16 protein-coding genes are annotated in these 12,332 nt (G+C 65.2%); 5 read left to right on the forward strand and 11 right to left on the reverse strand.

Going from position 1 to position 12,332, the window contains the following annotated elements:
• Positions 1 to 97 precede the first annotated feature (97 nt).
• Complete coding sequence (locus CK227_RS05820) at positions 98 to 694, forward strand: winged helix DNA-binding protein (protein ID WP_179296397.1); 597 nt, start codon at positions 98 to 100, stop codon at positions 692 to 694.
• A 6-nt stretch (positions 695 to 700) separates the two neighbouring features.
• Here CK227_RS05820 and CK227_RS05825 read toward each other — a convergent pair whose 3' ends face one another.
• Positions 701 to 1,609: a DMT family transporter gene (locus CK227_RS05825; protein WP_095772307.1), complete on the reverse strand. Its 909-nt coding sequence runs from the start codon at positions 1,607 to 1,609 to the stop codon at positions 701 to 703.
• 117 nt (positions 1,610 to 1,726) lie between these two features.
• Here CK227_RS05825 and CK227_RS05830 point away from each other — a divergent pair, with 117 nt between their 5' ends.
• The gene (locus CK227_RS05830; protein ID WP_095772306.1) at positions 1,727 to 2,212 is read left to right on the forward strand and encodes a MarR family transcriptional regulator; all 486 of its coding nucleotides are present in this window, start codon (positions 1,727 to 1,729) and stop codon (positions 2,210 to 2,212) included.
• A 3-nt stretch (positions 2,213 to 2,215) separates the two neighbouring features.
• Here CK227_RS05830 and CK227_RS05835 read toward each other — a convergent pair whose 3' ends face one another.
• The 4 genes from CK227_RS05835 to CK227_RS05850 are packed head-to-tail and all read right to left on the reverse strand — an operon-like array spanning position 2,216 to position 4,614.
• Complete coding sequence (locus CK227_RS05835) at positions 2,216 to 2,641, reverse strand: DUF1178 family protein (protein ID WP_095772305.1); 426 nt, start codon at positions 2,639 to 2,641, stop codon at positions 2,216 to 2,218.
• A complete protein-coding gene (locus CK227_RS05840) occupies positions 2,638 to 3,507 on the reverse strand; it encodes a carbon-nitrogen hydrolase family protein (RefSeq protein ID WP_095772304.1) in 870 nt (289 codons plus the stop codon). Before CK227_RS05840 ends, CK227_RS05835 begins: the two co-directional genes overlap by 4 nt.
• A gap of 10 nt (positions 3,508 to 3,517) precedes the next feature.
• A complete protein-coding gene (gene grxC, locus CK227_RS05845; RefSeq protein WP_095772303.1) occupies positions 3,518 to 3,787 on the reverse strand; it encodes a glutaredoxin 3 in 270 nt (89 codons plus the stop codon).
• Between the two features lie 26 nt (positions 3,788 to 3,813).
• Complete coding sequence (locus CK227_RS05850; protein ID WP_095772302.1) at positions 3,814 to 4,614, reverse strand: ComF family protein; 801 nt, start codon at positions 4,612 to 4,614, stop codon at positions 3,814 to 3,816.
• A 65-nt stretch (positions 4,615 to 4,679) separates the two neighbouring features.
• On the opposite strand from CK227_RS05850, the gene CK227_RS05855 reads away from it, so the two are divergent.
• A complete protein-coding gene (locus CK227_RS05855; RefSeq protein ID WP_095772301.1) occupies positions 4,680 to 5,552 on the forward strand; it encodes a methyltransferase domain-containing protein in 873 nt (290 codons plus the stop codon).
• A 24-nt stretch (positions 5,553 to 5,576) separates the two neighbouring features.
• On the opposite strand, the gene CK227_RS05860 is transcribed toward CK227_RS05855, so the two are convergent.
• The 5 genes from CK227_RS05860 to argJ form a co-directional block, all read right to left on the reverse strand.
• On the reverse strand, positions 5,577 to 5,756 hold the full coding sequence (locus tag CK227_RS05860) for a Flp family type IVb pilin (RefSeq protein ID WP_095772300.1): 180 nt from the start codon (positions 5,754 to 5,756) through the stop codon (positions 5,577 to 5,579).
• Between the two features lie 107 nt (positions 5,757 to 5,863).
• Positions 5,864 to 6,181, reverse strand: a complete 318-nt coding sequence (locus CK227_RS05865; protein ID WP_095772299.1) for a hypothetical protein — start codon at positions 6,179 to 6,181, stop codon at positions 5,864 to 5,866.
• Between the two features lie 202 nt (positions 6,182 to 6,383).
• Positions 6,384 to 6,806: a (deoxy)nucleoside triphosphate pyrophosphohydrolase gene (locus CK227_RS05870; RefSeq protein ID WP_095772298.1), complete on the reverse strand. Its 423-nt coding sequence runs from the start codon at positions 6,804 to 6,806 to the stop codon at positions 6,384 to 6,386.
• Positions 6,807 to 6,814: 8 nt separating this feature from the next.
• A complete protein-coding gene (locus CK227_RS05875; RefSeq protein WP_019861363.1) occupies positions 6,815 to 7,567 on the reverse strand; it encodes a GNAT family N-acetyltransferase in 753 nt (250 codons plus the stop codon).
• Between the two features lie 29 nt (positions 7,568 to 7,596).
• The gene (gene argJ / locus CK227_RS05880) at positions 7,597 to 8,838 is read right to left on the reverse strand and encodes a bifunctional glutamate N-acetyltransferase/amino-acid acetyltransferase ArgJ (protein WP_095772297.1); all 1,242 of its coding nucleotides are present in this window, start codon (positions 8,836 to 8,838) and stop codon (positions 7,597 to 7,599) included.
• Positions 8,839 to 9,005: 167 nt separating this feature from the next.
• Between argJ and CK227_RS05885 the strand changes: the two genes are divergently transcribed.
• Positions 9,006 to 10,235: a caspase domain-containing protein gene (locus CK227_RS05885; protein WP_095772377.1), complete on the forward strand. Its 1,230-nt coding sequence runs from the start codon at positions 9,006 to 9,008 to the stop codon at positions 10,233 to 10,235.
• A gap of 22 nt (positions 10,236 to 10,257) precedes the next feature.
• Here the strand turns inward: CK227_RS05885 and CK227_RS05890 are convergent, their stop codons facing one another.
• Entirely contained in the window at positions 10,258 to 11,475 is a 1,218-nt protein-coding gene (locus CK227_RS05890) for an MFS transporter (RefSeq protein WP_095772376.1), read from the reverse strand.
• A 259-nt stretch (positions 11,476 to 11,734) separates the two neighbouring features.
• On the opposite strand from CK227_RS05890, the gene CK227_RS05895 reads away from it, so the two are divergent.
• Entirely contained in the window at positions 11,735 to 12,331 is a 597-nt protein-coding gene (locus CK227_RS05895; RefSeq protein WP_095772375.1) for a TetR/AcrR family transcriptional regulator, read from the forward strand.
• Position 12,332: the final 1 nt, after the last annotated feature.

Consider the following 12,332-nt stretch of genomic DNA (forward strand, 5'->3'; position numbering starts at 1 on the left):
TCATTTTTTGATTATAATTTATAATAGAAAGTCTATCATAAATTCATGTGGACGCAATCACCGGGATCAGCGCATGGTGATGGCAGGGGACAGGCAGATGAACGAACGGCGCAAATCTTTGGAAACACAGGCCGAACTGCTGGATCGCGGCTGGCATCTGGCGCGCACGCCGCTGGAGATCGACGTCACCGAAGTCGAGTACGCGCTGATGCGCTCCTACGAGGCGTTCGGCCATTGGCAGGCTGAATGCCTAGCCACGGTCATCGAATTTTCCGCCAGCGGACCCGAGAACGCGCTGCTGCACATCATCCGCATGAACGACCGCCCGAAAAGCGTGCGCGATCTTGCCCAGATGACCAACCGCGACGACATCCCCAACATCCAGTACAGCCTGCGCAAACTGCTGAAGGGCGGTTTGATCACCCGCACCGGCAGCGGCAGGGCCGGCGTCACCTACGAAGTGACGCCGCTCGGGCAACGCGTGACCGAGCGCTATGCCGACATCCGCTCCGTCCTGCTCATCGATGCGGTGACGCGCATTCCCGAAATGGCCGACAAGCTTGAAGATGTCGCGCGCACGCTCGAACTGATGACCGGCATCTACGAACAGGCGGCGCGGGCCGCCGCCACGCACCGCCGCCGGAACCCAAGGCCGGAGCCCGGCGGCGACGCCGACGGCGGCGGAAAACTCTGACGACGTTTACGCAGGCTGCGGCTCCGCGACGACCTGGCTCTGCGCCTTCGTGGTGATGAAGACGCCGGCGGTGATGATGGCGGCGCCGGCCCAGGTCAGCAACTGATAGTGCTCGCCAAGGAAGATCGTGCCGGCAAACAGGCCGACCGCGGCCGCCACATAGCCGATCTGGCTGAGATAGACCGGGCCGCCGACCGCCTGCAGCCGGAAGAAGAAGGCAAACATCGCAGACGCCGATGCTACCTGCGCGATGACGACCAGCGGCACGCCTCCGAGCGGCGCGAAGGCCTTGATGCCGAACAGAGCGAGAATGCCGGCGAGCAGCAGCGTCGCCGACGCCAGATGGCTGCCGACGGCAAGCTCGATCGGGCCGGTGCCTTCCGGCCAGTCGACGGTGCGGTAGATGTTGCCGGCGGCAAGGCTGACCGGGATCAGCAGCCCCAACACCACCCAGAACAGATCGGCCGGCTGGCCGGCCTCGCCGCGCGTCGCCGCCACCATCACGGCGCCGACGAAACCGACGGCTATGCCGATGATGCCCAGCATGTTGGGGCGCCGGACGCGCAGCAGGATCGAGAACACCAGCGTGACGACAGGCGACAGCGTGAACATGATGCCGGTATAGCCGGCGCCCAGATGCGGGATGGCCGAGAACATCAAGAGATTGGGGACGGCATAGGACACGGCGGCCGTGACGAAGAAATAGCGCAGTTTGTGCGCGGTGAGCCGGATACGCTGCCCGCGCAGCAAAAGCACGCACAAAAGCACGCCGCCGGCGCCGAGCGAAATGACGAAAGCCCAGACCATGGCCGGCACGCCGGCTGCCGTGGCGAGCTTGCCGAAGGGCAGTGTCAGGCCGAGCAGGCCGCCGGTGACGACCAGCAGGCTGAGCGCCGAATCCCAGAGAAATTCCATCGGATGGTCCCGTCACTCAATCGTAAAATTTGGCACTTGCGGCGCTTGGCCGGTGCTGTACCTTAAGATAAGATAACGCAAAGATTCTTAACGTCAAGATATTTAACGGTGAGACAGATGGATCGCGCGGCGAAGGCGATCGAGCAGTGGAAACGGGAGCGGCCGGACCTTGATGTCTCGCCGATGGGCGTGCTTGGGCGATTGAACGAAGCCTCGTCGTTGATCGCGCGTGATCGCCTGGCTCCGCTGTTTGCGCAATTCGGATTGCAAGCCGGCGAGTTCGACGTGCTGGCAACGCTGCGCCGCTCAGGCTCACCTTACGCGCTGACGCCGACAGATCTCTACGAAGCGACCATGGTAACCTCAGGCGCCATGACCAACCGGCTCGACCGATTGGAAAAGGCCGGATTGATCCTGCGCGGCCCGCACCCCAACGACCGGCGCGGCATCGTCGTGCAGCTTACCGAGAAGGGTCTCGCCTTGATCGACGAGGCCCTGACCGCCCACGCCGCCAATGAGCACGAGATCCTCGCGGGCCTGACGCCTGCGGAACGGGAAACGCTCGCGCACCTGCTTGAGAAATTGATAGGCAGCGTGAGCTGAACCTCAGTTGCGGTCGTCCGGAAACACCGGGATCGGCATGAAATCGACGCCATCCTCGGCCAGCCCCTTGGCCTCTTCCAGCGTCGCCTCGCCATAGATGCCGCGCGGGTCGGTTTCGCCGAAATGGATTTTTCGCGCTTCCTCGGCGAATTTGTCGCCGACATAGTCGGCATTCTCGCGCACCTTCTCGGCCATTGCCTTCAGTTGTGCCAGGGCCTGCTTCTGCGCCTCACCCATGGCGAGCGCTATGGTCTCATGCTTGCGCGCCGTGGAAACGGCGGGCGCCATAAGGGCCTTCTCTACCTTGTGCGAGCCGCAGCTCGGGCAATCGACAAAGCCACGCTTCTTCTGGGTGTCGAAATCGTCATTGCTGCGGAACCAGCCCTCGAACTCGTGCTCGTTCTCGCAGATCAGGGTAAAGCGGATCAAGAGGCAGCACCCCTGAGACGCGGCGCGTCCACCGCGCCGGCATTGATGGTGAAATCCCGCGCATTCTTCAAATTGGGGATCTTCTTGCGCGCCGCAAGCGACTGCGCCGGGTCGATCTCGGCGACGATGACCGCTGGCTCGTCATGCGCGGCTTCGGCGATGATGCGCCCCCAGGGATCGACGATCAACGAATGCCCAAACGTCTCGCGGCCGTCCTCGTGCAGGCCGCCTTGCGCGGCGGCGACGACAAAGGCGCCGTTCTCGATGGCACGGGCCCTGAGCAGCACATGCCAGTGCGCCTCGCCGGTCTGTCGGGTGAAGGCGGCGGGCACGGTCAAAACATCGGCGCCAGCCAGCGCCTCGGTGCGGAACAGTTGCGGGAAACGCAGGTCGTAGCAGACCGCAAAGCCAAGCTTCGCGGCGCCCGCTACCTCGGTCACGACGGCCTCGGTGCCTGGTTCGTAGGCCGCAGATTCGCGCCAGCTCTCGCCATTGTCGAGGTCAACGTCGAACATGTGGATCTTGTCATAGGTGGCGAGCGTCGCGCCGTCCGGACCGAACAACAGCGCCCGGTTGGCGAGCTTGCCGTCGGCGCGCAGGAGGGCGGTCGAGCCGATATGCAGGAAGACGCCGAGTTCGCGCGCCAGTCCGCGCCCAGTCGCGACGATGATGTCCTTGTCTTCGGAGGTGAAGGAGGCGGCGCGCGCCTGCTTGTCGCGGATCAGCGCCCCGGTCATTTCCGGCGTCTGGATATAGGTCGCGCCCTGACCGGCCGCCTCCCGCACCAGCCGTTCGAGATCGACCGCATTGCGCTCGGGGCTTTCACCGGAACGCATCTGGACCGCCGCAGCCTTGAAAACACCCATCGTCACACCCTTAGATCGTCGCGCCGTTGGCGAGCAGCCTGTCCAGCTGGCCTTCGGCCTCCAACTCGTGGAGATCGTCGCAGCCGCCGACATGCGTGTCGCCAATGAAAATCTGCGGAAAGGTCGTTCGGCCGTGGGCTCGCGAGATCATCTCCTGGCGCAGTTCCGGCGAAAACGAGGCGTCATGCTCGGTATAGGTGACGCCCTTGCGCTCCAGCAGCCGCTTGGCCGCCGTGCAGTAACCGCACATCATGCGCGTATAGATCGTGACATCGACCATGACGAATTTCCGCTTCCGTTGCCGACTTATATAGTCACGGACTCGTCCGCCCGGAAGTCCCCCGGCAGCACACGCGCGAAGGTCAGCACGTCGACGGCGGCGGCACCTCCCTTTTTCAGCGCCTTGGTGGCCGCGCGCACGGTGGCGCCCGTGGTGTAGACGTCATCGATCAGAAGCACCCTGCGGCCGGCGATCTCGATCTCCGCCTCGGCAGGCACGCGGAAGGCGGCTCGCACATTCTCCTCGCGCTCCTGCCGCTCGAGCCCGACCTGCTGGCGGGTGAGTTTTACGCGCCGCATGGCGGAAGGCGCGAAAGACAGGCCGCTGAGCTCACAAACCGCACGCGCCAGTTCCGCCGACTGGTTGAAGCGCCGCCGGAAAAAACGCCGCCAGTGCAACGGCACCGGCACCACCACATCGGCTTCGGCGATGAGATCGGCGCCTGCGCGCACCATCCAGCGCGCCATCCAAGGCGCCAGATCGGTGCGATCCTGGTATTTCAGCCCTTGCACCATCTGGCGGGCAACGCCGGAATAGGCGACGGCTGCCCGCGCCCGCTCGAAGGGCGGCGGATCCGCGATCGCCTCGGCCGACAGAAAACCCTCGCCCATATGGTGGGTGAACGGCGTGCCCATCACCGGGCACCAGGGCCGTTCCAAGAGCCGCAGCTTTGGCCAGCAGGCGCCGCACAGCACGCCCGGCTGCGAGACATGCCGGCGGCAACCGGCACAGACCGGCGGAAACAGCATGCGCGCCGGCCAGCCCAGGGCCGATCGGGCGAGGTTCCTGATCCCGATGGACTTGATCTCTGGCATCGGATCGGCCACGTGGTTGGTTCTCCGCACCGAGTGTACCAAGTATATCAGGGCGTGGACAAACAAGGATCCACCCGTTGCAGCCTATTATGGATACCTCTTTGTGGCTGGCGCACAAGCGGCGCGCGCTCAGCCATCCTGTCGACGGCGCCGATTTCCTGATGAACCGTGCCGCCGAGGACCTTGCCGACCGGCTGGGTGCCGTCGAGCGGCGGTTCGGCAAGGCGGCGGTGCTGTTTTGCCAGACGCCGGCCGTGGCCGATGTGCTCGCCGCGAGCGGCAAGGTGGCGGAGATCGTCCGCGTCGAGACGGACGCCGTCTTCCTGATGGGTGCCGTCGGCCTGGTCGCGCCGCTGGAAACCGTGCCGTTCGAGCCGGCAAGCCTCGATCTGGCGGTATCGCTTCTGTCGTTACAGGCGATGAACGACATTCCCGGCATGCTAATCCAGATCCGTCGCGCGCTGCGACCGGACGGGCTCTTTCTCGGCGCCTTCGCCGGCGCCGGCACGCTCGGCGAGTTGCGTGAGAGCCTGCTTGCCGCCGAGACCGAGCTTTACGGCGGCGCCAGCCCCCGCGTCATCCCCTTTACCGACGTGCGCGACGCCGGTGCGCTGCTGCAGCGCGCCGGTCTTGCCCTGCCGGTCGCCGATGTCGAGACCGTGACGGTGCGCTATGCCAATTTGTTTGCCTTGATGGCCGATCTGCGCGCCATGGGCGAAACCAGCGCCCTCACCGATCGCAGCCGGCGGCCGGGCACACGCAGACTGTTTGCGCGTGCCGCGGAAATCTACGCCGAGCGGTTTTCCGACGCCGACGGCCGGATCCGCGCAAGTTTCTCGATGGTCTGGATGTCCGGCTGGGCGCCCGATGCATCGCAGCAGAAACCGCTGAAGCCGGGTTCCGCCAGAGTCTCGCTGAAGACGATACTGGAAGCTCCCGACGGGCAATGATCGGGTCAGCCGCGGACAGCCGCATCAGGGTGCGAACGCGTTCGCAAGCCGGCTGCCATTGTCGCTGAACAGCCAGGTGATCGAGTTGAACACCTGACCGATGCCGGCGACGATGGTCAGCGACAACACAGCGATGATCAAGCCATATTCGACCGCCGTGGCGCCGGATTCGTCTTTCAGAAAATGCAGCAGCACTGGTTTCATCACCTCGATCCCCTCGCCGAGGACCTTACCGCCGACCTGTTAAGAAAGGTTAACGGCAAAGCCTTAACAGGCGGTGAAACCGCCACCTCTTGCAAATTCCAACCATGTCAGCAGTCGCCGCTGGTTCTGCCATCGGAGCCGATGATGCAGACCGAACCGGGCTGCGCCTGCAGCACGCTGCGGCGCACCGTATAGGTGGTGCGATGGCCGATCGAGCCGGTGGCCGTCATGTCGAGACCACCGGGAAAATCATCGCGCGCCGATTGCGAGCGCGTCTGGCTGTCGAGGTATGGGGTCGCGATCAGCGCCAGCGCCACCGCGGCCGAGCCGAACAGCAGTGTCACGCGCAGGATGCCCATGCCCGCATCGGCGGCACGAAAGCCGCGGTCGGGCCGGATCGAATCCCAATCCCTGTCCAGGCTCATCCTATCGCTCCCCAGCCAATCCGCGACGCGGCCGCGACGACACGGCCATGCATCAATTTTTCATGATGAGATAAATCTTCCATTAACGCTGGCTGATATGGGCGGTGGCCCGCTCCTCAGAGCAACTCCAGGAAAACTTGTGGAGCGGTTTTCCCGGCAAAGCGCGGAGCGCTTCCCTTGGGAATCGCGTCAAGACAAATCCTCAGAGCAGATCGATCAGGAACGGAATCAGCGGCGCGTCGGCCGGCGGCATCGGATAGTCACGCATCTGCTTCGGCCGTACCCATTTCAGCGCCTGTCCTTCCCGGGGCTGGGCGATGCCGCGGAAGCGGCGGCAGACAAACAGCGGCATCAACAGATGGAAGCCGTCATAGGAATGGCTGGCGAAGGTAAGCGGCGCCAGGCACGGGATTTCGGTCTCGATGCCGATCTCCTCGTGCAATTCGCGGATGATGCATTGTTCCGGCGTCTCGCCGGGCTCGACCTTGCCGCCGGGAAATTCCCACAGGCCGGCAAGCTGCTTGCCCTCGGGCCGCTGCGCAAGCAACACGCGGCCGTCGGTATCGACAAGCGCGCAGGCCGCGACCAGGAGCAGGCGCTTGCCGGTATTGGCCGGATCATTCATGCCCAATTTCACTCATGACCGGGCGGCCGGCGATAGTGGTAGCGATAGACTTCCTCGAAGCCGAGCGACCGATAGAGCGCCAGAGCCGGCACATTGCCGGCCTCGACCTGCAGCCAGGCTTCCCGCGCGCCGCGCAGCCGCGCCCATTTCAGCGCCGACCGGATCAGGTTGCGGCCATGGCCCTTGTTGCGCGCCGCCTTGTCGGTGGCGACTTCGAACAGGCCGGCGAGATCGCCGTCATGCACGCAGATCAACGTCGCCAGCGCCTCCGCCCCATCTTCCAGTGCGAACAGCCCGGCCTCGGGCTGGATGGCGCCGATGATCTCCGACAGGCCTGGCCGCAGCGAAACATCCGAGCCGCTGACCTTGAGCGACGCGCCGATGAAGCGGCTGATGTCCTTGAGCGGAATCTGATCCATGGCGGCATCGAGCTGGGCGTCGGCCAGCGGCAGCCGCATGACCAGCGATTCGTCGAACCGGCTCCAGCCCTCCTTGTCGAGATGGCCGGCAAGATCGGGACCCGACAGCGGCGACATGCGGAACGTCAGCGGCCTGCCATAGGCGTCGAAACGGCGGCTGGCGCGGCCGATGCGGTCGGCTATGTGCTGGATGTCGCCGGGATCGAGCGGGTTGACCGAATTCAACCGCTTCGCCGGATGGCCGGCGGTGAGCCGCACCACCCAGGTGCCGTCATAATGGACGGCGGCCGCCGGCCAGGCGCGAAAGCCGGCCGCCTCGTAGCGGCGCACGATCGCAAGCATGCTTGCCGGATGCCTGGAAGCCAAAACCGTCAGCTCCGATAATCGCCGTTGATGGCGACATATTCCTTGGTGAGGTCGCAGGTCCACACCGTCGCCTTGCCGCGGCCAATGCCGATATCGGCACGGATGCGGATATCGTCGCGCTTCATGTAGGCCGAGGTCTCTTCTTCCGAATAGGCCGGATCGCGCTCGCCCTCATGCGCCAGCCGGTTGTCACCGAACCAGATCGACAGCCGGTCGCGGTCGGCGGGCTCGCCGGCCTTGCCGACGGCCATCACGACACGGCCCCAATTGGCGTCCTCGCCGGCGACCGCCGTCTTGACCAGGGGCGAATTGGCGATCGACAGCGCGATGCGCTTGGCCGAGCGGGCCGATTTCGCGCCAGTGACGGTGACTTCGACCTGCTTGCGGGCGCCCTCGCCGTCGCGCACCACCTGCAGCGCTAGCGACTTCAGCACCTTGCCGAGCGCCCGGCGGAACTGACCGAGCCGTGCGTCTTTCGGGTCGGTGATTTCGGGCGCACCGCGCTTCGCCGCCTTGCCAGTGGCGAAGATCAGCAGCGTGTCGCTGGTCGAGGTGTCGCTATCGACAGTCACCGCGTTGAAGGTCTTGGCCGTGCCGCGCGACAGCAGATCCTGCAGCACAGCGGCCGCGATCGGCGCGTCGGTGGCGATGAAGGACAGCATCGTCGCCATGTCGGGCGCGATCATGCCGGCGCCCTTGGAGATGCCGTTGATGGTGACCTCGGTATCGCCAAGCTTGACGGTCTGCGTCGCCACTTTCGGATAGGTGTCCGTGGTCATGATGGCCTTCGCCGCCTCGGTCCACAGGTCGGGCTTGCCAACGCTGACCAGTCCGGCGAGCAGGTGGCTGAACTTGGTCGCGTCGAGCGGCTCGCCGATGACACCGGTCGAGGCCAGGAAGACCTCCCCTGCCGTGCAGCCGGCAGCCTTTGCCGCCGCCTCGCCGGTCAGCGCGGTGGATTCGCGGCCCTTCCTGCCGGTGAAGGCGTTGGCATTGCCGGAATTGACGACCAGCACCCGCGCCTTGCCGGCGGCAAGGTTCTGGCGGCAGAAATCGACCGGCGCCGAGGGGCATTTCGACCTGGTGAACACGCCGGCGACCGCGGTGCCGGCATCGAACACCATGGCCAGCAGGTCGGTGCGGTTCTTGTACTTTATCCCCGCTTCGGCGGTGGCGATGCGCACCCCTTCAATGACAGGCATCTTGGGGTACTTCTTCGGCGCGAGCGGCGAAATCGTCGTGGACATGGGGACCTCGGGCGGGAAAATCGCAAGGGAAGGCCGGTTTGCCCGATACGGCGCGCGGGCGCAAGGGCGTTTTCGCCGCGCCTGCCGGGGCGGCGAACCACGCCGGATTAAGCCTGCATTTCAAATCTGTTGGCATCGCCGGGCCCTGTGACGCTATGATCGCACCCATGGGCAGGCTCGCGATCCTCGCTTGGGCATTTCTGGGACTGTTGCTGCTGAGCGCCGACGCTGAGCCGGCGCGGCGCGTGGCTCTCGTCATCGGCAACGGCACCTATGCCGAGGCCGGCACGCTGGCCAATCCGGTCAACGACGCGCTCGACATCGCCGACAAGCTGCGCTCCATCGGTTTCGAGGTCATCGAAGGCAACGATCTCGGCAAGCGCGAGCTCGAACGCAGCATCGGCGAATTCTCCGATGCGCTCCAAGGCGCGGGCGTCGGGCTTTTCTACTATGCCGGCCACGGCCTGCAGGTCGACGGGCGCAACTACATCGTGCCGGTCGACGCCAGGCTCGACATGCCGGTGAAACTGCAGCTCGAAGCCGTGCCGATCGACGAAGTCCTCGACATCATGGAACAGCAGACCAAGGTCAGCCTGGTGTTTCTCGATGCCTGCCGCAACAACCCGTTTGCGCGCAGCCTGAGCCGCACCGCCACCACGCGCTCGGCGACGGCGCTCGCCGGCCTGGCGCAGTTCGATTCGACGCGCGGCTCCTTCATCGCCTTCTCGACGGCGCCGGGCGCGGTCGCCATGGACGGCACCGGGCGCAACTCGCCCTTTGCCGCCGCCCTGTTGCGGCACATCGCCGAGCCCGGCCAGAGCATCAACGACATGATGATCGCGGTGCGCCGCGACGTCGTTTCGCAAACCCGCGAAGGCCAGCGCCCCTGGGAGCAGGGCTCGCTGCTCGAACGCTTCGAATTCGTCCCGGGTGAAGGCCCTGCCCCGAAACCCAAGCCGGCGGCCGAGCCGGCGCCGGCTCCACAGGTCGCTGCACTTGAACGCTCCGTGGGTGACGACAAGGCTTCGATCGAACAATTCCTGCGCCGGGATTATCTGACGCCGGACACCAAGACGATGGCTGAAACGGTCAAGCGGATCTACGGCGCGTCGGCCACCATTTTCGGCACACGCTACGACGCCGATGCCATCGTCAAGGTGAAGACCGACTGGTTCGCGCAGTGGGCCTCGTGGTCGCTCGGGCTGGAACCCGGCAGCCTGGAGATCACGCCGCATGGCGAGGACCGCGCCGACGCCGCCTTTGCCATGCGCTACGACTACGTGCCGAAGGACAAGTCGGCGGCACGGCTGACCGGCAAGGCGCGCGTCACGCTCGGGCTGGTCAAGGCCGTGGAGGGATGGCGCATCGAATCCGAAACCTCGCAGGCGACGCAATGATGCGCTGACCCGGGGCGCGAATTCACGGGCTTTGGCGCGACATGAATTCGGTGCCGAAACTGAGCAGTGCAGCAACCGGCAGCGCCAGGCCGATCCAGGACACCAGTGGCCAGCCGCCTTGCGCATAGGCCCAACCGCCGACGCCCGAGCCGATCGCGCCGGCGATGAAGAACGTCGCCATGTAGAGTCCGTTCAGGCGGCTGCGATGCGCGGCGCCGAGCGCGAACAGGTCCCGATAGCCGAGGACAAGGTTGGTCTGCACGCCGAAGTCGAGCACGATGGCGGCGGCGACCAGCAGCGCCAACGAAAGCGTCGAACCGCTATGGGCGATATGGGTTACAAGAAAGGCGGCGGCGACGCACACCATGGCAAAGGCTGTCGCCGGGCGGCTCCATCCGCGGTCGGCGACCCTTCCGGCGAGCGGCGCGGCGATTGCGCCGGCGACGCCGGCCAAAGCGAACAGGCCTATGCCGCGTTGCGTCAAGCCAAAATCGGGTCCGGCCAGCAGCAGCGGCGTCGTCGTCCAGAACAGGCTGAAGGCCGCGAACAGGAAGGCCTGATAGAGAGCCCGCCGCCGCAGAACCGGCGTCGAGCGCGCAATCTGTACCATGGACGCCAAAAGCGCGCCGTAGCTCAGACGCGCCGTCGGCACGCGCCTGGGCAGCGCGAACCGCAGCACCACGGTCAGCACGATCATGACGGCGCAAGAGGTGAAGTAGACGACATGCCAGGACGAGAGCGCGGTGATGAAGGAGGAAAACGGCCGTGACAGCATTATGCCCAGCAACAATCCCACCGAGACATTGCCGACCACGCGGCCACGCCTGGCTTCCGGCGCCAGGTGGGCCGCGTAGGGGATAAGGGTCTGCACCGCGACCGAGCCAAAGCCGACAAAAAGCATCGCGGCCAGAAAAGCCGCCGGCTGCGTTGAAATCGCCGCGCCCAGCAAGGCCAGCGTCGCAACGGCGAGTATGCCAAGCACGAGCCTGCGGTTCTCGACGAGGTCGCCAAGCGGCACGATGAACAGCAGGCCCACCCCGTAGCCGATCTGCGCCATCGTAACGATCAGGCCCGCCGCATGCGGCGGCATGCCAAGTTCGGCGCCGATCGGCCCAATCAATGGCTGTGCGTAATAGATATTGGCGACAATCAGCCCGCAGGCGGCAGCCAGCAAGAAGGTGATCCAACTCGAAATTGTCGTCTCGGCGGGTGCGGAGCCGGATGCGATAATGGTTGTCATGGTGATGTCCATCGGAACGAAACGTTTCGTTGAATAGAACGAACCGTTCCGTTTCGTCAAGCGATGATGTATGAACGTCTCTTGGCGTCAGCGTATTTTGCGGCCAAATGACTTCATTTGGCGCCAGCAGGAACGCTGCAAGGAAAACGACCGCTTTTGCTCCCGGATGGCCGGCCTCCAGCTGGCGAATGCGGGCGAAGGCAACGGTTGCAGTTGGGTTGTCGTAGCCGACCCGCAACCGCTTCAGGAGGAACGGCTCATGGGCGAAATCGCCGATCCGGCACGCAAATCGATTGGCGCCAGGCGCAATCCCGACAGCGCCGAAGCCATTCTGGAGGCTGCCGAAGCCGTGCTGGTCGAGGCCGGCTATGCCGGCTTCTCGATCGAGGCGGTGGCGCGCCGCGCCCGTGCCGGCAAGCCGACCATCTACCGCTGGTGGCCGAGCAAGGCGGCACTGCTGCTCGAAGTCTACCAGCGCCAGAAGCGCGTCGACATTCCCGATACGGGAAGCCTGGAGGAGGATCTCGTCGGCTTCCTGGTCAATCTGTTCACGCACTGGCGCGAGACATCGTCGGGCAATGTTTTCAAGTCGCTGATCGCCGAGGCACAGTCGGATGAAACCGCGGCGGCCGCCCTGGCCGGCTATGCCGGAGCGCGTCGCACCCACACTGGCCAGATCATCGAGCGCGCCAAGGCGCGGGGCGAGATCGCTAGCGAGATCGATGCGGGCGTGGTCGCCGATCTCATCGCTTCCTACGCCTGGCGGCATCTCCTGACCAACCGGCTCGACGAGCCCGAGGCAACGATACGCAAGATGGTCCGCTATCTCCTGCAGGGCATAGCAGCCGGCAGATAGC

This window comes from Mesorhizobium sp. WSM4308 (assembly GCF_002294905.1).
GTDB lineage: Bacteria > Pseudomonadota > Alphaproteobacteria > Rhizobiales > Rhizobiaceae > Mesorhizobium.

Excerpts from the sequence above, each read along its gene's own strand:
- CK227_RS05885 (WP_095772377.1), top strand. The coding sequence starts at position 9,006 with ATGGGCAGGCTCGCGATCCTCGCTTGGGCATTTCTGGGACTGTTGCTG.
- CK227_RS05830 (WP_095772306.1), top strand. The coding sequence starts at position 1,727 with ATGGATCGCGCGGCGAAGGCGATCGAGCAGTGGAAACGGGAGCGGCCG.
- CK227_RS05870 (WP_095772298.1), bottom strand. The coding sequence starts at position 6,806 with ATGAATGATCCGGCCAATACCGGCAAGCGCCTGCTCCTGGTCGCGGCC.
- grxC (WP_095772303.1), bottom strand. The coding sequence starts at position 3,787 with ATGGTCGATGTCACGATCTATACGCGCATGATGTGCGGTTACTGCACG.
- CK227_RS05820 (WP_179296397.1), top strand. The coding sequence starts at position 98 with ATGAACGAACGGCGCAAATCTTTGGAAACACAGGCCGAACTGCTGGAT.
- CK227_RS05825 (WP_095772307.1), bottom strand. The coding sequence starts at position 1,609 with ATGGAATTTCTCTGGGATTCGGCGCTCAGCCTGCTGGTCGTCACCGGC.
- CK227_RS05890 (WP_095772376.1), bottom strand. The coding sequence starts at position 11,475 with ATGACAACCATTATCGCATCCGGCTCCGCACCCGCCGAGACGACAATT.
- argJ (WP_095772297.1), bottom strand. The coding sequence starts at position 8,838 with ATGTCCACGACGATTTCGCCGCTCGCGCCGAAGAAGTACCCCAAGATG.
- CK227_RS05860 (WP_095772300.1), bottom strand. The coding sequence starts at position 5,756 with ATGAAACCAGTGCTGCTGCATTTTCTGAAAGACGAATCCGGCGCCACG.
- CK227_RS05840 (WP_095772304.1), bottom strand. The coding sequence starts at position 3,507 with ATGGGTGTTTTCAAGGCTGCGGCGGTCCAGATGCGTTCCGGTGAAAGC.
- CK227_RS05895 (WP_095772375.1), top strand. The coding sequence starts at position 11,735 with ATGGGCGAAATCGCCGATCCGGCACGCAAATCGATTGGCGCCAGGCGC.
- CK227_RS05865 (WP_095772299.1), bottom strand. The coding sequence starts at position 6,181 with ATGAGCCTGGACAGGGATTGGGATTCGATCCGGCCCGACCGCGGCTTT.
- CK227_RS05875 (WP_019861363.1), bottom strand. The coding sequence starts at position 7,567 with ATGCTTGCGATCGTGCGCCGCTACGAGGCGGCCGGCTTTCGCGCCTGG.